General features: G+C 67.8%; 17 protein-coding genes and 1 pseudogene. 4 read left to right on the plus strand and 14 right to left on the minus strand.

Annotated features, from left to right (window positions below; all coding sequences use genetic code 11):
* Positions 1-29: 29 nt before the first annotated feature.
* The 3 genes from hydA to NQV17_RS14425 are packed head-to-tail and all read right to left on the minus strand — an operon-like array spanning position 30 to position 3,534.
* Complete coding sequence (hydA, locus tag NQV17_RS14415; RefSeq protein WP_257772785.1) at positions 30-1,445, minus strand: dihydropyrimidinase; 1,416 nt, start codon at positions 1,443-1,445, stop codon at positions 30-32.
* A 10-nt stretch (positions 1,446-1,455) separates the two neighbouring features.
* A complete protein-coding gene (locus tag NQV17_RS14420) occupies positions 1,456-2,184 on the minus strand; it encodes an aspartate/glutamate racemase family protein (RefSeq protein ID WP_044847364.1) in 729 nt (242 codons plus the stop codon).
* A 51-nt stretch (positions 2,185-2,235) separates the two neighbouring features.
* The gene (locus NQV17_RS14425) at positions 2,236-3,534 is read right to left on the minus strand and encodes an MFS transporter (protein ID WP_044847365.1); all 1,299 of its coding nucleotides are present in this window, start codon (positions 3,532-3,534) and stop codon (positions 2,236-2,238) included.
* 172 nt (positions 3,535-3,706) lie between these two features.
* Here NQV17_RS14425 and NQV17_RS14430 point away from each other — a divergent pair, with 172 nt between their 5' ends.
* Positions 3,707-4,420, plus strand: coding sequence for a GntR family transcriptional regulator (locus tag NQV17_RS14430; protein ID WP_124666302.1), 714 nt, complete (start codon positions 3,707-3,709; stop codon positions 4,418-4,420).
* A 60-nt stretch (positions 4,421-4,480) separates the two neighbouring features.
* On the opposite strand, the gene NQV17_RS14435 is transcribed toward NQV17_RS14430, so the two are convergent.
* Positions 4,481-5,680: a M20 aminoacylase family protein gene (locus tag NQV17_RS14435; protein ID WP_257772786.1), complete on the minus strand. Its 1,200-nt coding sequence runs from the start codon at positions 5,678-5,680 to the stop codon at positions 4,481-4,483.
* 14 nt (positions 5,681-5,694) lie between these two features.
* Complete coding sequence (locus tag NQV17_RS14440; protein WP_257772787.1) at positions 5,695-6,975, minus strand: diaminopropionate ammonia-lyase; 1,281 nt, start codon at positions 6,973-6,975, stop codon at positions 5,695-5,697.
* 181 nt (positions 6,976-7,156) lie between these two features.
* Here NQV17_RS14440 and NQV17_RS14445 point away from each other — a divergent pair, with 181 nt between their 5' ends.
* Complete coding sequence (locus tag NQV17_RS14445) at positions 7,157-7,633, plus strand: Lrp/AsnC family transcriptional regulator (RefSeq protein ID WP_044847368.1); 477 nt, start codon at positions 7,157-7,159, stop codon at positions 7,631-7,633.
* A gap of 10 nt (positions 7,634-7,643) precedes the next feature.
* On the opposite strand, the gene NQV17_RS14450 is transcribed toward NQV17_RS14445, so the two are convergent.
* From NQV17_RS14450 to NQV17_RS14485, 8 genes are all read right to left on the minus strand, one after another.
* A complete protein-coding gene (locus NQV17_RS14450; RefSeq protein WP_257772788.1) occupies positions 7,644-8,261 on the minus strand; it encodes a PolC-type DNA polymerase III in 618 nt (205 codons plus the stop codon).
* Between the two features lie 231 nt (positions 8,262-8,492).
* Positions 8,493-10,217: a tannase/feruloyl esterase family alpha/beta hydrolase gene (locus NQV17_RS14455; protein WP_257772789.1), complete on the minus strand. Its 1,725-nt coding sequence runs from the start codon at positions 10,215-10,217 to the stop codon at positions 8,493-8,495.
* A 28-nt stretch (positions 10,218-10,245) separates the two neighbouring features.
* On the minus strand, positions 10,246-11,394 hold the full coding sequence (locus NQV17_RS14460; RefSeq protein ID WP_257772790.1) for a porin: 1,149 nt from the start codon (positions 11,392-11,394) through the stop codon (positions 10,246-10,248).
* A 66-nt stretch (positions 11,395-11,460) separates the two neighbouring features.
* A complete protein-coding gene (gene mhpT, locus NQV17_RS14465; protein ID WP_257772791.1) occupies positions 11,461-12,666 on the minus strand; it encodes a 3-(3-hydroxy-phenyl)propionate transporter MhpT in 1,206 nt (401 codons plus the stop codon).
* A 214-nt stretch (positions 12,667-12,880) separates the two neighbouring features.
* Positions 12,881-14,794, minus strand: coding sequence for a feruloyl-CoA synthase (locus tag NQV17_RS14470; protein WP_257772792.1), 1,914 nt, complete (start codon positions 14,792-14,794; stop codon positions 12,881-12,883).
* Positions 14,791-16,239: an aldehyde dehydrogenase gene (locus NQV17_RS14475; RefSeq protein ID WP_257772793.1), complete on the minus strand. Its 1,449-nt coding sequence runs from the start codon at positions 16,237-16,239 to the stop codon at positions 14,791-14,793. The genes NQV17_RS14470 and NQV17_RS14475 overlap by 4 nt, the downstream gene beginning before the upstream one ends.
* 59 nt (positions 16,240-16,298) lie before the next feature.
* A complete protein-coding gene (locus tag NQV17_RS14480; RefSeq protein WP_257772794.1) occupies positions 16,299-17,129 on the minus strand; it encodes a p-hydroxycinnamoyl CoA hydratase/lyase in 831 nt (276 codons plus the stop codon).
* Positions 17,130-17,372: 243 nt separating this feature from the next.
* Positions 17,373-17,900, minus strand: a complete 528-nt coding sequence (locus NQV17_RS14485; protein ID WP_257772795.1) for a MarR family winged helix-turn-helix transcriptional regulator — start codon at positions 17,898-17,900, stop codon at positions 17,373-17,375.
* Between the two features lie 368 nt (positions 17,901-18,268).
* Between NQV17_RS14485 and NQV17_RS14490 the strand changes: the two are divergent.
* Positions 18,269-18,385: pseudogene (locus NQV17_RS14490) on the plus strand (hypothetical protein); the annotation flags it as partial.
* The gene (locus NQV17_RS14495) at positions 18,352-18,756 is read left to right on the plus strand and encodes a hypothetical protein (RefSeq protein ID WP_257772796.1); all 405 of its coding nucleotides are present in this window, start codon (positions 18,352-18,354) and stop codon (positions 18,754-18,756) included. The pseudogene NQV17_RS14490 and the gene NQV17_RS14495, both read left to right, overlap by 34 nt.
* A 102-nt stretch (positions 18,757-18,858) precedes the next feature.
* Here the strand turns inward: NQV17_RS14495 and NQV17_RS14500 are convergent, their stop codons facing one another.
* Positions 18,859-19,761 (minus strand): SMP-30/gluconolactonase/LRE family protein, encoded by a 903-nt coding sequence (locus NQV17_RS14500; protein ID WP_257772797.1) that lies wholly within the window; start codon positions 19,759-19,761, stop codon positions 18,859-18,861.
* Between the last annotated feature and the right edge of the window lie 38 nt (positions 19,762-19,799).

Here is a 19,799-nt window from a genome sequence, read left to right on the forward strand (position 1 = left end):
CGCTCACATCGCAATCGCATCGCGCGACGTCAATCGAGACACGGCTTGCCGGCCGGCAGGAACTGCCCGCGCCCCGGCTCCGCCGCGAGCAGCCGGCCGTCCTCGACGAGCAGCTCGCCGCGCGACAGGCAATGACGCGGCCAGCCCGTCACCTCGATCCCTTCATAAGGCGTGTAGTCGACCGCATGATGCAGCGACGCGTTCGCGATCCGCACGCGCTTGTCCGGATCCCACACGACGATATCCGCATCGGCGCCGACCGCGATCGTCCCCTTGCGCGGATACAACCCGTACAGCTTCGCGGGCCGCAGCGACGTCAACTCGACGAACTGGTGCAGCGACAGATTCCCCTTGCGCACGCCATCGAACAGCAGCGGCAGCCGCGTCTCGAGCCCCGGAATCCCGTTCGGGATATGGTCGAACGAGACGGCCTGCCCGCCCGGATGCTTGCCGCACGGATCGTCGTAGTTGAACGGCGCGTGATCGGACGAGAATACCGAGAACACGCCCTGCTTCAGCGCCTTCCACACCGCCTGCTGGTTCGCCGGATCGCGCGGCGGCGGGCTGCATACGCATTTCGCGCCCTCGTAGCCGTCGTGACCGTGATGACCGAGATCGGCGGCCGTCAGATACAGGTACTGCGGGCAGGTTTCGGCCAGGATCGGCAGGCCGCGCGATTGTCCCCAGCGGATCTGCTCGATCGCCTCGGCGCCCGACACGTGCACGATCAGGATCGGCACGTCCACGAGTTCCGCGAACGCGATCGCGCGATGCGTCGCCTCGCGCTCGACCACGGCCGGCCGCGCGTGCGCATGAAAATGCGGCGCGACGTGGCCGTCGCCGAGCAGCCGCTCGGTCAGCCAGCCGATGCAGTCCGAATTCTCCGCATGCACCATCACGAGCGCGCCGTGCTCGCGCGCGACCGACAGCACGTCGAGCATCTGCCGATCGTTCAGCTTCAGGTCGTCGTAGGTCATGTACACCTTGAACGACGTGTAGCCGTTCGCGATCAGCCGCGGCAGCTCCTCGGCCAGCACGTGCGGCGTCGGATCGGCGACGATCAGGTGAAAACCATAGTCGATCAGCGCGCGCCCTTCCGCGCGCCGGTGATAGTCGTCGACGGCCGCCTGCAGCGACTGCCCCTTCGCCTGCGCGGCGAACGGCACGACGGTGGTCGTGCCGCCGCACAGCGCGGAACGCGTGCCGGACAGGAAATCGTCGGCCATCTTCAGCCCGTCGGGCATCGGCTGGTCGAGGTGGCAGTGCGCATCGACGCCGCCCGGCAGCACGAGCATCCCGCTCGCGTCGAGCTCGCGCGGCGCGCGCGGCAGCCCGTGGCCGAGCATGGCCACGCGCCCCGCGCGGATGCCGATGTCGCACGAGAACCGGTCCGCCGCCGTCACGACGTCCGCGTGACGGATCACGAAATCGAGATCGTTCGACATGACGCGCGCCTCAGATCACGTCGCTGAAGAGACGCCCCCAGCCCTTCACCTGCCGCGTGTCGTAGTCGGCGAGCTGCAGCGACTTCCACACGACGGTCGAGATCGTGTCGTAGATCGGAATGCCCGTCTCTTCCTCGAGCGCCGGCACCAGGTGCGCGGCGTTCAGGTTCGTGCAGAAGATCGAGATCGCGCGCGGGCCGGCCTTCGCCACTTCGCGCACCATCCCGCCGATCTGGTCGCCCGTCACTTCGGAGAACGAGAAATTGACCTTCAGGTTCAGGTGGCGCTCGGCGATGCAGTTCAGCCCCGAGCGGCGATAGTTGTCGACGATCTTCGTCTGCACGTCGTCGAGATACGGCGTGACGAGGCCGAACTCGTGCGCGTTCGTCTTCTTCAGGATCTCGTTAAGCGCGAGCACCGACGTCGTGGCCGGAATGCCGGTCGCCGCGGTGATGCGCTGGCACAGCCGCTCGTCGGCCTCGAAGCCGAGCCAGCCGGACGACGTGCCGTTCCACGCGATCACGTCGACCTTCGCGTCGGCGAGCAGCATCGCGGCCTGGATGATCTTGTCGTCGTCGAACTGGCCGAGCGCCTGGCCCGTCAGCGAGATTTCGGTGACGGGAAAGCGCGCGAAGTGCGCGGACACGCCCGGCAGGCCGGCGACCATCGCGCTCGTCAGCGGTTCGAGCGACGTGTTGGACGAAGGGGTGAGCATGCCGAGCAGGGTACGTTTCTTCATGGTGGTTTTCTCTCTACCAGTAAATGCAGTCGATGCAGTGAAAGGGGTCGGTCAGACGGGGAGCTTGTTTTCGTAGTCGATCGCGCTGGAGCACACGAGCAGGCCGACGCCGGCCGCCGCGAACACCATCAGCGCAAGGAAGTAGGAACCGGTGAACTGCACGATCGCGCCGACGAGGATCGGCACGGTGATGCCGCCGATGTTGCCGCCGAGGTTCATGAGGCCGCCGAGGAAGCCGATCTTGTTGCGTGTGCCGAGCGACGACGGGATGCACCAGTACAGCCCGCACCAGCGCAGGAAGAACAGCGTCGTCGACAGCAGCGCGACGCACACGACCGGGCTCTTCACGTAGGCGACGGAAAAGATCGACACGGTCGCGATCACCGCGGCGATGCCGAACAGCGTGCGCATCACGACGTTCGGACGCCCGCCCGCGGCTTTCCACTTGTCGGCGATCCAGCCGCCGAGCAGCTCGCCGACGAAGCCGCAGAAAAAGATGATGAAGGTCGACCCGCCCATCTGCTTGATGTCGAAGCCGTGCACCTTGTGCAGGTAGTTCGGCATCCACGTGAGCAGCCCGTAGAACACGCTGTTGAAGCACATCCAGCCGAAGAACATGCACCACACCGAGCGGTACTTGAAGAAGTCGCGCGAGCGCCCCGATGCACCGGCCGGCTCGGCCGCGAGGTCGCTCGCGTGCGACGCCTCGATGTAGTCGGCCTCGAGATCGTTGACGCCCGGATGCTCGCGCGGCGTGTTGCGGATGTAGTACCACGCGAGGAAACCGGCCAGCACGGTGCCGACGCCGGCCACCGCGAACGCGAGCCGCCACGAGCCGAGCAGCGCGATCAGGCCGGCGATCAGCACCGCGCCCAGGGCCGCGCCGAGCGGCGCGCCGCCGTCGAGCAGCGTGGCGCCGCGGCCGCGCTCGGTCTGCGTCATCCAGATCGCGTTGAGCTTGCCGCCGGCCGGATAGATCGGCGCTTCTGATGCGCCGAGGCCGAGGCGCGTGAGCAGCAGCGACGGCGCGTTCGTGCACAGCGCGGCGATCGCCTGGAAGAAGCCCCAGAACACGGTCGCCGTCGCGATCACGATGCGCGGCTTGAACCGGTCGGCCAGCATCCCGCCCGGGATCTGCATCACCGCATAGGTCCAGAAAAATGAGCTGAGGATCAGGCCCTCCATCGCCGGCCCGATCTTGAACTCCTGCGAGATGTAAGGCATGGCGACGGACAGCGACGCGCGATCGACGTAGTTGATCGCGATGAGGCTCAGCATGACGACGAATATCTTCCAGCGGACGGCGGACTTGCCGACCGTCAGGGCAGCGACACCGGAGGTTGAAGACATGAACGGACTCCAGGGATGAACGAGGATGGTCAGGACGTCGCGCAACGTTGAGCCGAGTATAGGATTAGAAATTTATAATTACCGTTAGCGTAAACGCTTGGTTTCATTGAATTTGTTTTATCACTATCGTGGTGCAGGGTAAGCCCCGATATCGTGATAAGCTTGCGCCATCATGAGCCAGACACCCCGCAATCCCCTGCTTCTGCGCACGCGCGGCATGGCCGCGGAGATCGCCGCGCGCCTGCGCGTGATGATCGACGAGGGCGAACTGCCGCCCGGCGCGCGGATCGACGAAAAGGAACTGAGCCTCGCGTTCGACGTGTCGAAGACGCCGCTGCGCGAAGCGCTGAAGGTGCTCGTCGCGGAAGGCGCCGTCACGCATCGCCAGTACATCGGCTATCGCGTCGCGTCGATCGACATCGACGATCTCGTGTCGACGTTCGAGCTGCTGCACGGGCTCGAGGCGATGGCGGGCGAATTGCTGCGCAAGCGGATCGGCACGTCGACGCTCGCCGCGCTGCAGGCGAAGCACCGGCGGATGGTCGAGTGTCACGAGGCCGGCAAGCGGGTCGAGTATTTCCGGCTGAACCAGCAGATTCATCAGATGATCATCGACGCGGCCGGCAACCCGGTGCTGTCGGGCATTTATGCGTCGCTGATGTCGAAGGTGCACCGCGCGCGCGGCGCCGCGAACGCGGACACGCTGCGCTGGGCCGAATCGCTGCACGAGCACGAAGCGATCATGGCTGCGCTCGCCGATCCCGACCACGCGCGGCTGCCGCAGGTGCTGCGCAGCCATTCGGAGAACACCGCGCGCGAAGTGCTGGCGATCCTCGATCGCACCGGCACGGCCGACGTGTCGGCCAAGCGGGCGGCCGAAGCGTAACGGCGTGCCGGGCGAACCGAACACGTAGCGGGGGCCTGCGAACAGACCGTCGGAGGCCTGCTACGCCGCCTTCAACGCCCGTCGCGCCACCTCCGCGAAATACCGCGCGCCGACCGGCAGAATCTCGTCGTTGAAATCGTACGCCGCGTTGTGCAGCGGCACCCCGCCGCGCGCGGCCGCTTCGCCGTTGCCGATGAACACGAAGTTGCCGGGCACCGCCTGCAGGAACGCGCCGAAGTCTTCCGAGATCATCATCGGCTGCACGTCGGCGTTCACCGCGTCGGCGCCCGCGACGTGCGTCGCAGCCTCGACGGCCGTCTCGACCCATTCCCGCGAATTCACCGTCGGCGCGAACTCGTGCGTGTATTCGAACGTGCACGCCGCACCGTGCGTGCGGCAGATCCCTTCGCTGATCTCGCGCATCCGTGTTTCAAGCAGCGCCTGCACGTCGCGCGAATAGCTGCGCGTATCGCCCTTGATCGTCACCGTCGACGGCAGCACGTTGCGCAAGCCGTCAGTGATGAACTCCGTGCACGAGATCACAGCCTGCCGGCCCGGATCGAGATTGCGCGACACGATCGTCTGCAGCGCGAGCACGATCTGCGAGCCGATCACGATCGGATCGATGCCCATGTGCGGGCGCGCCGCATGCGTGCCGCGCCCGTCGATCCGGATCACGAAGTTGTCCTCGCTCGCCATGATGCCGCCCGCGCGCGTCGCGAACGTGCCGGCGCGCATGCCCGGCATGTTGTGCGCGCCGAAGATCGCGTCGACCGGGAAGCGCTCGAACAGCCCGTCGGCCATCATCGCCTTCGCGCCGCGGCCATGTTCCTCGGCCGGCTGGAAGATGAAGCGCACGGTGCCGTCGAAGTCCTTGCGCTCGGCCAGCAGTTGCGCGGCGCCGAGCACCATCGACATGTGGCCGTCGTGCCCGCACGCGTGCATCTTGCCCGGCGTGCGCGACGCATGTTCGCGGCCCGGCGCGTGCTCGGCGATGTTCAGCGCGTCCATGTCCGCGCGGATGCCGATCGCGCGCGTGCCGGTGCCGACCGTCAGGTTCGCGACGAGCCCCGTGCCGCCGATCCCGCGCTGCACGTCGAGCCCGAGTGTCGTCAGGATCCGCGCGACGTAGTCCGACGTGTTCACTTCCTCGAAACCCGTCTCCGGGTGCTGGTGCAGATGCCGGCGCCAGGTTTTCAGCCGGCCCTGCAGCGTGCTTTCCGCCATTGCGTCCATCGTGCTTGCCTCGTCGGTCGTCATGTCGTTCGGGTCGCTCAGGCTTCCGCGGCCGCGCGGGTCCGCGTCAGCCAGTCGCGCTGGCGCGCCAGCACCGCGTCGGCCGTCTCGCCGACACACCGCCGGTAGACGCTCGGCGCGGTCGCGCCTTCCGTGTTGATCGCCAGCACGCGCGCGTTCGCATCGAGCCCCGCCTGCCGCGCCAGCGCCGGATCGCGCATCAGCACGGTCAGCCCCGCGATGCCCGCCGCGCCCGACTCGCCGGACACGAACGGCACGTCGCGTTCGCTGCCGGCGGCCAGCGCGCGCATCGCCTGCATGGCGTCGTCGTCGTCGATCAGCATGAACTGATCGATGCCCGGCTCGAGAAAGTCCCATGCGAGCGGCGACGCCTCGCCGCACGCGAGCCCCGCCATCACCGAGTCGACGCTGCCGGTCGCCTTCGTCGCGCGCCCGGCGAGCGCGCTCTGGTACAGGCAATCGGCCTGGCGCGGCTCGACGACGATGAAATGCGGCCGCCGTGCGCCGGCATGCTCCCACAGATAGCTCGCGACACCGGCCGCAAGGCCGCCGACGCCGCCCTGCAGGAACACGTGCGTGAACGGCCGGTGATCGCCGCTGCCGCCGCCGTCGCCATCGCCATCGCCGAGGTTGCCCTCTCCCGCCGCCTGCGCGAGCGCCTCGGCCGCGATCACGCCGTAGCCCTGCATCACGTCGCGCGGAATCGCCTCGTAGCCGTCGTACGACGTATCCGACACCACGTGCCAGCCGTTCGCATCCGCGAGCTGCGCGGCATGCACGACCGATTCGTCGTAGTTGCCGGCGATCCGCACGATCCGCGCGCCGTGCGCGGCGATCGCATGCTCGCGCTCCGCGTCGACGTGCGCATGCAGCACGATCACGCAGCGGCAGCCGATCGCGCGCGCGGCGGCGGCCAGCGCGCGGCCGTGATTGCCGTCGGTTGCGCTGATCACCGTCAGGTCGGCCAGCGACTCCGCATAGCGGCCCGTGACGAGCCCCTGCGGATCGAGCGCCTCGTTGCGCCGCAACCGCTTCACGAGCCGCATCAGCGCGATCGGCGCGCCGAGCGCCTTGAAGCTGCCGAGCGGCGAACGGCATGCCTCGTCCTTCACGCTGACACTCGCGACGCCGAGCCGCGCGGCCAGATCAGGCAACGCGCGCAAAGGCGTTCGGGCCGCACCGACGAGCGGCCAGTGCGCGAGCCACGCGCCGCTCTCGTCGGCCGCGGCGATGTTCATGATGCGGCGCAGCGTGTCGGGATAGTCGGTGCGCGACGCGCGGGGATTGGCGATCAGCATGGCTGGAAGGGCTCCGGAAATGGGCCGCGCGGGCGGCCCGGCCGTGGATGCGGTGCGGGCGCATACGGGTTGCGTGCGCCGTCAGTCCGAAAAATAATATTGCGCGCCTCGGTCAATAAAATCGCCAAATCGGCGCTCCGGACGCAAAAATTTCTCATTCTTTCGAGGCTGCCGCACCATCATGCCCACCCCACTCGATGCGTTCGATCGCAAGCTGCTGATGGAAGTCCAGCGCGACGCGCACACGCCGCAGACCGAACTCGGCGCCCGCGTGAACCTGTCGACCGCCGCCGTGAACCGCCGCCTGCGGCGGCTCGCCGAAGACGGCGTGATCGAGCGCTACACGGCGGTCGTCGCGCCGGAGAAGGTCGATCATCCGCTGACGATCGTCGTGAACGTGGAGGTCGAGCGCGAGCAGATCGACCAGCTCGACGCGATGAAGCGGACCTTCGAGCGCTGCCCGCAGATCCAGCAGTGCTACTACGTGACCGGGGAATGGGATTTCGTGCTGATCCTCGCCGTGCGCAACATGGATCAGTACAACGCGCTCACGCGCGAGCTGTTCTTCGCGAACAACAACGTGAAGCGCTTCAAGACGCTGGTGAGCATGAGCCGCGTGAAGGTCGGGCTCGAGGTGCCGGTGGATCCCGGCGAGTGACGCTCGAACGTCAGCGCCTGTCGGCAGCCAATGAACCGAAAAACGACGCGACCTTCGCCTTGCTCGTCGTCTGCAATCGCGACATCAGCCCGTGATCGACCTGCCGCAACCCGTAAGTCTCGCCGATGTCGCGCTGCATCCGGCACCACAGATGGCTCGCGATCTCCGCGTCGACCATCGCGCGGTGGGCACGGCCCGTCTGCGGCAGGCGCAGCATGGTCGCGAGGTTCGACAGCCGGTGACTTTGCGCGTGCGGGTAGAGGCGCCGCGCGACGAGCATCGTGCATGCGAACGCATGCTCGGCCGCCATCCCGAGCATCCCGAGTTCGGCCTGCCAGAACCGCTTGTCGAAGCCGGCGTTGTGCGCGACGACGGGATGGCTGCCGACGAACGCGGCGGCTTCCTTCATGACCTTCTCCACCGGCGGCGCCGACGCGATCATGTCGTTCGTGATCCCCGTGAGCGCGACGACGTCGGACGGAATGCGGCGGCCGGCGTTCATGAGGCTCTGGTAGCGGTCGACGATCTCCCCGTCGCGGAGAAGGATCACGGCGATCTCGGTCGCCCTGTCGCCCATGTTCGGAGAAAGCCCGGTTGTTTCGAAGTCGAGTACCGCTACGGTTTGCATGGTCGAATCGGAGGAAGGATGGCTGGCGGCGCACGTCGGCCGGGACGTGTCTCGCCGACGCGAAAGCGCCACAGTGTATCCCCGGATGCCGCGTCGGGCGGCAAACTCGATCGTCATGCGCGGCGCACCGCCGTTTCCATCCGGACGGACCGGCACGCTCGCGCCATCCGCTACCGAACAGCGGCGAATGTACCGAAGCTTCCGCGCGTCGGTACATCCCCCTTCCCTACATCATCGACAACTGAAGCTCGCCGCCGAATTCACGTCGCCCGAGCCGTTGTAGCGCGCGACCTGCGGATACGGGCACAACGGCCGCGTGCGCCCCGCGCCCCACGACGTCGGCACGTCCGCGTTCGGCACCGCGTTGGTCGTGTCGCGCGCCGTGGCGACGATCGCCGCGGGCGCCTGCCCCTGCTCGACCCACGCGACGAGCGGCGTCAGCATGTCGAACTGGTCGGCCGCCGGCCCGCCCGAGCAGTGGTTCATGCCCGGCACCGGATAGAAGCGCGCGAAGCCCGACGCGTCGCCGCCGTTCGCCTGCGCGAGCCGCCCGTACCAGTCGCTCGTGTCGTTGAACGAGAACACCGGGTCGCCGGTGCCGTGATAGACGAGCAACTTCGCGCCGCGCGATTTCAGCGCGGACAGGTTGGTCTCGTCGGGCGGCGTCATGAACGACCACGACGATTGCGTGTACACGCCGTTCGTCGCGAAGATCGCCGGCGCGTCGTTGTCCATGTCGAAGCCGAGCGCGAAGCCGGCGAGGTTCGCGAGCGTCGCGGCGGTTTTCGGCGGCGTCATGAACGTGAACGCCATCGCGGCCGGGTCGAGCGTGACCGAATTCGACTGCTTCCACGCGGCCCAGCCGCCGCTGGCCATGCCGGGATCGTACGGAAAGCTCGCATAGAGCGCCATGCCCGCGCTGTTGCGCGCGCCTCCGAACACGTTCTCGAGCGCGCTCTTCTGCGCGGTCGTGAGGCACGCGCCGGTGCGCGTGCCGTTCGCGCAGGTCGGGACATCCGTCTCTACGCTGAAATGCGCCTGGCACGCGGCGACGTCCTGCACCATCCCGTCGGCCACGCCATCGAGCGCATCGCACTTGTCGAGAATCTTCGCGCCGACGAACCGGCGCTCCGCATCGGTGAAGCCGCTGCGGATGTCCGGCAGCCCGTTCGTCCCGGTCGCCGACGCGATCTTCGCGAACTGCTGCGCGCCGTACATCTCGCCGATCGCCGCCTTCGGCAGATGGAAGCCCGGATCGCCCGCGATGATCCCGTCGTAGTCGCCCGCGTTGCGCACCGCCGTGACCATCGCGTGCCGGCCGCCGTTCGAGCAGCCGCCGAAATAGCTGCGGTCGGGCGTCTTCCCGTATGCGAGCCGGATCACCTGCTTCGCCATCGGCGTGAGCGCGTCGACCGCGCCGTAGCCGTAATCGAGCCGCGCCTGCGGATCGAGGCCGAACAGCGGGTTCTGCGCGGCGCTGTGCCCGGAATCCGAGCTGATCACCGCGAAGCCCTGGTTCAGCGCATCGGTCAGCGGCCCGCCGCCGCCGACCTCGCCGGTCGCGGTCACGACGTTGCCGTCGAGCCCGCCGTTCGCCTGGTAGAAGAAGCGACCGTTCCACGCTTTCGGCAAGCGCATCTCGAAGCCGATCGCGTAGGTGTTGCCGTCCACCGCGCTCACGCGCTCGTTCATCTTCCCTTCGATCACGCAATGTTCGGCGATCGGCTTGCCAGCCACCGCCAGCGCGCCGGCGGCCGCGGTCGTCACCGACGTGAACGACGTGTTCGCATACGCGAGCTTCGCGGCGAGCGCGTCGCACGTCTGCGCCATCGCGGCCGGCGTAGCGGCGCTCAGGTGCGTCGGTGTGGCGCTGACCGAATCGTCGCCGCCGCAGCCGGCGAGCATGGCCGCCGCGGACAGCGGCGCAATACAGAGGAATGCAGATTTCTTGTTCAAGATAGCTCCCGTTCGTCAGGCTGCCGGATCAGAACATGTGCCGCACGCCGACCATCGCGCCGAGCTGCCCCATCCCTGCGCCGGGTATCGTGCCGGGCCCGCCGCCGCTGACCGCGTAGCGTGCATGCGCGCTGTTCCACAGATACGACGATTGCGCGTAGACGGCCGTGCGCTTGCTCAGCAGATAGGTCGCGCGCAGCGTGGCCATCGTCGCGCGCGTGTCGTGCGCGCTGTTGACGATCCGGTAGCCTTCGCCGTCGACGACGAAATCGGGTTTCACCGCATACGACGCGCCAAGGAAGAACAGGTCCGAATGCGCGCCGGGCGCGGCCGGCGAACCGGTCGACACGCGCCGCCCGATCCAGCCCGCGCCGATCCGCGCGCCTGCCGCCTGCGCATACGCGCTCACGTGCGTGCGCGCGTCCTTGCCGCCGCTGCTCGTGAAAGGAACGGGCGCCACGCCATCGAAGAAGTTCGCGGCCGCGCCGGTGCCGCCGCGCTGCTCCTCGTACGACGCCGCCGCGCCGAAATACGCGCTGTCGTACTTGAGCATCACCGACCAGTTGCGGCACTGGACGGCATCGCCCGGCACCTGCCCCGCGCACGTGCCCTGCCCCGGCGAGTTGCCGGTGCCCGCGCCGTCGCGGCCGAACGAATATGCGGCGCCGAGCGTCACGCCGCGATAGGTGCCGACGTAGGTCACCGCGTTGTCGGCGCGGCCGTTCGGCACGTACGCGTCGAACGAGCCGAGCCCGTAGATGTCGGGGCCGATGATGTCCGCGCCCTGCAGCGCGAGATAAGTCATCGTGTACTGGCGGCCGAACGCGAGCGTGCCGAAGCCGCTCTTCAGCCCGACGAACGCCTGCCGCCCGAACAGCCGGCCGCCCTGGCCGAGATCGCCGCCGCGCACGTTGAAGCCGCTTTCGAGCGTGAATACCGCCTGGTAGCCGCCGCCGAGATCCTCGGTGCCGCGCAGGCCCCAGCGCGACGGCAGTTCGCCCGTCACGCCCGGCATGCGCACGACGTGGTCGCCGGCCGAGTTCGCGTGCGACACGAACTCGACGCCCGTATCGATGATCCCGTACAGCGTCACGCTCGACTGCGCGTGCGCGCCCGGCGCGGCGAGCGCGCAGCACGCGCCGGCGGCCAGCAGGCCGTTCCTTGTCTTCGTCTTCATGTCGTCGTGTCTCCAGACCTTGTTGAATCGCGCGCTCTGACGGCGCGCATCGAAAAAAACGCAAGCTCAGTCGCCGGCTTGCGGGCGGCGAATCAGCACGAATGCGGCGAAGGCCGCGACGAGCGTGACGGGGATGCTCGCGCCGATCACGACGGGCGCGCTGCGGCCGGCGGCGAGCAGCGTCGCGGCCGCGAGCGGCCCGACGACGGAACCGAGCCGACCGACGGCCACCGCCGCGCCGACGCCCGTGCCGCGCATCGCGGTCGGGTAATAGATCGCCGCGAGCGCATACAGCACCGACTGCCCGCCGACCACGAACATCCCGGCCGCGAACGCGGCCGCGGCAAGCGACGCGAAGCCGGGTGCGGCCGCGAGCGCGGCGAGCGACAGCACGATCCCGACATACATGCCGCCGACCACGCGCGATGCGCGCATCCGGTCGAGCGCCGCGCCGATGCCGAGCGCGCCGAGCCCCGCGCCGACGTTGAACGCGATCTGCACGAGGCCGACGTGCGCGCGATCGAGCCCGCGCGAGGCCATCAGCGACGGCAGCCAGTTCAGCAGGAAGTAGAGGACGATCAGCGTGCAGAAGTAGCTGATCCACAGCGCGACCGTCGACGTCGTGCGGCCGTCGCCGAACAGCGTGCGCGCGACGCTCGCGCGCGCGGCCGGCGTGCCGGCGACGTCGAGATACGCGCGCGATTCCGGCAGGAACCACACCAGCAGCGGCACGAGCAGCAGCGGCCCCACGCCGCCGACGTAGAAGATGTGCCGCCATTCGGTGTCGCCGGCCAGCAGCACGCCGATCAGCGATGCGATCACGCCGCCGAAAGGGATGCCGCAGTACATCGTCGCCACCGCGCTGCTGCGCGAGCGCGGCTCGACCGCTTCGGACGACAGCGCGATCAGGTTCGGCATCGCACCGCCGAGCCCGATGCCGGTCAGCACGCGCACGACGACGAGCATCGCGAAGGTCGAGACCTGCGCGGTGGCGATCGACAGCAGCCCGAACAGCACGGCCGACGCGATCAGCACGCGCTTGCGGCCGATCCGGTCGGCGAGCCGCCCGCCGAGCATCGCGCCCGGCAGCAGCCCGAAGGTGCCCGCGCTGAACGCGATGCCCATCTGCGACACGCTCAACCCGAATTCGCGCGCCATGCGCGGCGCGGCGACGCCGACCGACTGCAGGTCGAGCCCTTCGAGAAGGGCGATCGCGAAACACAGCGCGAGCGTGGTCGCGACCGTGGGTTTTTCGGCAACGTAGGTGTTCATCGTGTCTGTCTCCAATCCCATGTCTTGTAGTCGTCGGCCCTGCAACGGCCGCCGCGCGCCGCCGCCGGCCAGTGGCGGAGCGGCGCGCGCGGTGTCGTCCGAACGGCCTCCCTTATCAGGCAGCCTGATTCGCTGGCCGCAAGAATGCCTGCCGGTATCGTGGCCGGCCGGTCGTCGTGCCTGCTTGCTTCGGTTTGCTTCGGTCTGCTTCTGCTTACGCGTAAATCACGTCGGGATCGCGTCGCGCCGGGTCGTACAGCGCGTCGATCGTCGCCGCGCGATGCTTCTGCACGGCCGCCTGGTTCAGCGAACCCTTGTCGGTCACTTCGCCGAGATCGAGCGAAGGCGGCGTGTCGATCAGCCGGATGCGCGCGACGAACGTCGAACCGCCGCTCGCATGCCGGTTCAGCACGGCAAGCCATGCCGCGAACGCCGCGCGCACGGCCGGCGCGCGGAGCACGTCGGTCACGGACGCATCGGCCGCGAGCCCCGCCAGCGCGCGGCACGCATCGACGCGCGGAAACACCAGCAGGCCGATGTCGTCGCGATCGATACCGGTGACGACCACGTCCTGCACGTACGGCGCACCGCTCGACACCGCGTTCGCGCGCAACGGCCCGACGCTGACGAAGGTGCCGCTGCTCAGCTTGAAATCCTCGGTGAGCCGGCCGTCGAACAGCAGCCCGAGTTCCGGCCGCTGCGGATCGGCGAAGACCCCCGCATCGCCGCTGCGGTAATAGCCTTCGTCGTCGAACACGTCGCGCGGATCGACGTCCGCGTGCCAGTAGCCGCGCATCACGTTCGGCCCCTTGAAACGCAGCTCGAGCTTGTCGCCGCACGGCACGAGCTTCGCGTCGCAGCCGGGCGCGGGCAGGCCGATATAGCCGGCGCGCATCAGCGGCCCCGTCGTGAACAGGCACGACGGCGACGCCTCCGTCATCCCGAGGCCGGCCATGATCCGGATGCGTTCGCCGCAATGCGCTTCGGTCACGCGGTCGAGCCGGTCCCACGCGGCCTGCGACAGCCCCGCGCCGCCGAAGAAATACAGCTTCACGCGCGAGAAGAACGTGTCGCGCAACGCCGCGTCGCGTTCGAGCGCGGCGGTCAGCTCTTCCCAGCCCTTCGGCACGTTGAAGTAGATGGTCGGCGCGATCTCGCGCAGGTTGCGCACGGTTTCGTCGAAGCGGCCCGGCACCGGGCGGCCGTCGTCGATGTACAGCGAGCCGCCGTTGTACAGCGCGATGCCGAGGTTGTGACTGCCGCCGAACGTGTGATTCCACGGCAGCCAGTCGACCAGCACCGGCGGCTCGCGCGTCAGCTCGGGCATCGTCTGGCGCAGCATCTGCTGGTTGCTGCACAGCATCCGGTGCGTGGTCGGCACGGCCTTCGGCTGCTTCGTCGAACCCGACGTGAACAGGATCTTCGCGAGATGGTCGGGGCCGAGCGCCGAATGGATCGCGTCGATCGTGCGCGGGACGGTCGCGAGCAGGCGCGACAGCGGCACCATGCGGCCCGCCGCGTCGCCGTCGGTATCCGCATCGGCATCGTGCGCGACGATCAGCGCCGCATCGGCCGGCAACGTCGCGTCGAGCGCACGCGCGAACGGCGCGCGTTCCGCGACGAATACCGCGCCCGGCCGCAGCACGCCGAGCGTGTGACGCAGCTTGCCGTAGTCGGTCGACACCAGCGAATACGCGGGCGAGATCGGCGAGTACGGCACGCCGGCCAGCATCGCCGCGAACATCAGCTGCAGATGCTCGAGATCGTTGCCGGACAGCACCGCGAGCGGACGCTCGACCGACAGCCCGAGATCGACGAGGCCCTGTCCAATCGCGCGGGCGCGTTCGAGCATCTGCGCATAGGTGAGCGCGATCCAGCGGCCGTCGGCACCGCGGCGTGCCGCCAGTACGCGGTCGGGGTGCGCTTGCGCGCCGCGCACGAGGCAGTCGGTCACGCGCGTCGGGTAGTCGCCGAGCGGTTCGCGCGAGCGCAGGTACCACGCGCCGTTGTCCGCGCGGCGAATCTCGGCCGCGCCGACCGCGACGGCCGCCGCGCGATAACGCACGCCGCCCGTTTCATTTACCTGCCCGCTGGCGGGCGTCGCAACATTCATCGTCGGCTCGCTCATATCGGGTAATGACGCGGCGTGGTCTGCACGGTGATCCAGCGCAGCTCGGTGAATTCGGCGATCGACGCGCGGCTGCCGAAGCGACCGTAGCCGCTCGCCTTCGTGCCGCCGAACGGCATCTGCGCCTCGTCGTGCACGGTCGGCCCGTTGATGTGGCAGATCCCCGATTCGATCCGGCGCGCGACCGTCATCGCCCGCGCGATGTCGCGGCTGAACACGCTCGCCGACAGCCCGAACTCGCTGTCGTTCGCGAGCGCGACCGCTTCGTCGTCGCTGTCCGCGCGCATGATTGCGACCACCGGCGCGAACGATTCCTCGCGATAGAGCCGCATGTCGTGCGTGACGCCGTCGACGATCGCGGGCTGCATCGTCGCGCCCTCGATCCGGCAACCGAGCGGCAGGCGCGCGCCGTGCGCACGCGCATCCTCGACGAGCGACGCGGCACGCGCGGCGGCCGCCGCATCGACCATCGTGCCGAGCGCATGGCCCGCCAGCGGATCGCCGGCGACGAGCGTGCGCGCCTTCGCGGCGAGGCGTTCGACGAGCGCATCGGCGATCGGCCGCGCGGCGATCACGCGCTCGGTCGACATGCAGATCTGCCCCTGGTTGAAGAATGCGCCGAATGCGATCGCGTCGACGGCCGCATCGAGATCGGCATCGTCGAGCACGAGCACCGGCGCCTTGCCGCCGAGTTCGAGCAGCACGGGTTTCAGGTGCGCGGCCGCATGGCGCGCGATGATGCGCCCGACGTGCGTGGACCCGGTGAAGTTGATCCGCTTCACGTGCGGATGCGCGATCATCCGCTCGACGATTGCGGGTGCATCGGCCGCCGCGTGCGTGATCACGTTGACCACGCCCGCGCCGAGCCCCGCTTCATCCAGCACCGCGCCGATCAGCGCGTGCACGCCCGGGCACGCCTCGGACGCCTTCAGCACGACGGTGTTGCCGCACGCGAGCGGCATCGCCAGCGCGCGCGTGCCGAGGATCACCGGCGCGTTCCACGGCGCGATGCCGAGCACGACGCCGCACGGCACGCGCATCGCGAGCGCCAGATTGCCGGGCACGTCGGACGGGATCACGTCGCCGTCGATCTGCGTCGTCATCGACGCGGCCTCGCGCAGCATGTTCGCCGCGAGCGTCACGTTGAAGCCGAGCCAGCCGGGCGTCGCGCCGGTTTCGGCGACGCCGGTCGCGATGATCTCGTCGATGCGCGCGTCCATCAGGTCGGCCGCCTTCAGCAGCCGGCGGCGCCGTTCGGTCGGCGCGAGCGCCGCCCACGCGGGGAATGCGCGGTGCGCGGCGTCGATCGCCGCGTCGGCGTCGGCCACGCCGGCCGCCGGCGCGCGCGACGCCAGCGCGCCCGTCGCGGGGTTGAATCGGTCGAAGGTTCGGCCGTCGCGGGCGGTGCACCACTCGCCCGCGATCAGCATCCGTCTGTCGGTCATGTCGTCTCCTGCCTTGCCTGTCTCTTGCGGCTGCGTTGGCGGTTGCTTCGGCGCCCGTATCAGCGCTTGTATGCCTGCAGGCCCGGCTTGATCGTCTTGTCGTCGAGGAACTGCTTCAGCCCCTGCTCGCGGCCGCGCTCCGGATCGCGCAGCTGCGCCTGGTCGAGCTTCGCATACAGGTAATCCTCGCACTGCTCCCACGTGAGTTCGCGCGAGCGCTTGAAGCCGTGCTTCGCGGCACGCAGCACGACCGGGTTCTTGTCCATCAGCCGCGCGGCGAGCGCGATCGTCGCGTCGCGCAGGCCGGAGAGCGGCACGCTGCTGTTCACGAGGCCCATTTCGGCCGCTTCCACGCCGGTGAACGTGTCGCCGGTCATGATGTAGTGCAGCGCGCGGCGATGCCCGACCGTGTCGGCCATCGCCTTGCTGACGAGGTTGCCCGGCGGGATGCCCCAGTTGATCTCCGACAGCCCGAACACCGCTTCGTCCGCCGCGATCGCGAGGTCGCACGCGACGAGCGGCGAGAACCCGCCGCCGAAGCACCAGCCGTTCACCATCGCGATCGTCGGCTTGTTGTACATCCGCAGGCGGCGCCACTGCCATTCCGACGCGTCGCGCCGCACCTTTTCCTGCAGCGCGTCGGAGCCGCCGTCGATCTCGCGGAAATATTCCTTCAGATCCATGCCGGCCGTCCACGCGGCGCCCGCGCCGGTCAGCACCAGCACCTTCGCCTCGTCGTCGAACTCGACCGCGTCGAGGACCTCCAGCATCTCCCGGTTCAGCGTCGGGCTCATCGCATTGCGCTTCTCGGGGCGGTTCAGCGTGACCCACGCGATGCCGGCCTCCACGTTCACTTTCACGGTCTGCCAGCGGTTGTCGTACTTGCTCATGTCTGTTCCTGTCGTTCGTTCCTGTCGTTCGTTCCTGTGCGATTCGGTGCGCAGCATTCCTGCTGCGGACGGCTTCATTTAATATCAGGCTACCTGATATTGCAAGCGGCATGAGCGCCGGTGTAAACCCGGAGCGGAAAGCGGTGGTGACGAGGGAATCGGGGCGCGGTCGGGCGACCGGCGACGGCGCGTGCGCGGCCAACGCGGGCCGCACGGGCCCGCGTCGTCAGGTTCGGAAAGGGATCAGCCGCGCAGGTTGCGCGAGAACAGTTCGAGCGCGCGCTGCACGTGCGCGGCGTCGTCGGCGGAGATGTCGCCGAGCATGCGCGCCTCGAGCGGGCGCAGCACGGCTTCGCATTCACGCAGCATCGCCGCGCCCGCGTCGGTCAGCGTCAGCAGGATGATGCGGCCGTGCGACGGGTCGGCCTCGCGCGTGACGAAACCGCGCGCGGCCATCACGCTCATCACCTCGTTCGCCGATTGCGGCGTGATCCACGAGCGCTCGGCCAGCTGCGCGTTCGACGAGGCGCCGCGCGCCTCGAGCACCGACAGCGCCGTGTATTGCGCGAGCGTGATGCCGAGCGGCGCGAGCGCGTCGGTCATGTGACGGCGCAGCAGCCGGTCGAGGCCGCCGATCACGTAGGTCAGGCGCTGTTGCACGCGCGCCTTCGGCTTGTCGCCCGTCGCGCGGGCGGCGCTTTTCCCGGCGGCGGCCGTGGCGCTCGTCGCGGCGTTTTTCGGTTTCGCGGGCTTGGTCGGAGTGGAACTCATGGCGCGTGCTGGATGGAATTGCGGGCCATCTTACCAGCAGGTGGGGGGACGAACGCATAGTCGCGACATCACGCTCAGCGTTCCTCCATGTTGTCAATTGCCTCGTATAAGTACGAAATCATCGATCGGCACACTAATTAAATTACCAAAAACAATCGATTCTCATCTTGAAAATGGTTCGCCACTTCGCGATGGGGTAAAAGAACAGCTTCATTCCAATCTTCACATGGCGGAGTGACTGCGATACCGGAATCAACAAGGGTTAGCATGAGACGAGAATTTTGTTAATTACCAAATATTCCGAAACAGGCAATTATTCTATTGGCGAAATCTATTTATGGCTGACGTAAAAAAGGCGCGCCAAGCATCATAGGGGCGGGGACTTTATGATATATTCAAAACCCGTCTATCTGAAGTTGAAGAAACCTGTCGAAATAAAACTTGGCGAAATATGCAGATTAGCGCCCTCCGAATCACTGGGCTAGCCACTCTTGTGCTTTTAGTGATTGGCCTTTCCATTCATATGACCAGGCCAAATTATGGTCGGTGTGATTTTTTTGAAAAAGAACTGAATGGAGGGAAGAAAGAATTTGGAGGTGTGGAATATTACGCAAAGTTGTGCGGAGCGAATGTTCGGAATGGGCATGAAGTGAGGCTTCAGCTTTTTGACGGAACTGGGGAATTGCGCGCTCAACGCTATTTTTCATACTACGTAAATTCGGCAACTGAGCGAGAACTGGTAGATGGTGTCGGCGGAATCGTATATTACGATAGCTCAAGCAGCGATGTGATGCAGTTACTTGCGATTCCGCCTACCAAATGGGATTGGATTCGCGCCCGACTACCTTTATTTTAATTGTGGTGAGTGTGTGCAAAAGAAAAGCCCCCGAACCTTCACAAGCCGGGGGCTTTCGTCATTCTGTGCAACTTCGGGTTGCCAGCCGATAGCACTCGCCATTCATCCAGTACGCGTCCCCGCGAACCGCGCGGTCGCCAACCCCGTATGCCGCGTTTGCGCGACGAACACACCGCCCGCGTGCGCATCGCTCGCCAGTGCATCATCGCTCAGCCCAACCCGCGCACTCGTCACATACAGCCGACCGTCACCGTCGAGCGCAACGCAACTCGGCTGCGCGGTCGGCACTTCAACGCGATTCGTCTCGATCCCGTCCGGCCCATAACGCACCACCCGCCGCCCGCCCCACTGCGCGTTCCACAGCCCGCCGTCACGATCGACGATCGAGCCGTCCGGGTCGCCGTCCGCATCGGTGAGCCGCACGAACGGCCGCACGTCGGCCACGTCGCCGCCCGCGCGGTAATCGCAGACGAGAATCTCGCGCACCATCGAATCGCAAAAATACATCTTCGCCCCATCCGGCGAGAACCCGATGCTGTTCGCGATCGCGGCCGCCGGCAATGCAAGCCGTTCGAGCGTGAGGTCCGGATTGAGCCGGTAGAAGCCGCCGACCGCGCGCGGCGGATCGCCGCCTTCGTCCTTCATCCCGAACACGAACGCGCCGAACGGATCGCAGCGGCCGTCGTTCAGTCGCGTCGGCAGGTCGGGCTCGACGTCGACGATCCGCGTGAATTCGCCGCTGCGCAGATCGAAGAACGCGAGATGCGTCGCAAGCCCGACCAGCAGCACGTCGGGATCATGCGTGAGCGCGAAGCACGCGAGCCGTTCAGGCATCGGCCACTGCGCAAGGTCCGAGCCGTCCGCGCGGCAGCGCCACAGCCGCGCGCCTTCGATGTCCGTCCAGTACAGCGCGAGCGTCGCGTCGCACCACGTCGCGCCTTCGCCGAGCGTGTTGCGGCTGTCGACCAGCAGCGCTGCCGCCGTGCCCGGATGAGTCTGTTGCATGCCGTCTCCCGATATCGTTCTCATTCGCAGGCGGCCGC

Origin of the sequence: Burkholderia sp. SCN-KJ, from assembly GCF_024656005.1 — a bacterium.
Lineage (GTDB): Bacteria > Pseudomonadota > Gammaproteobacteria > Burkholderiales > Burkholderiaceae > Burkholderia.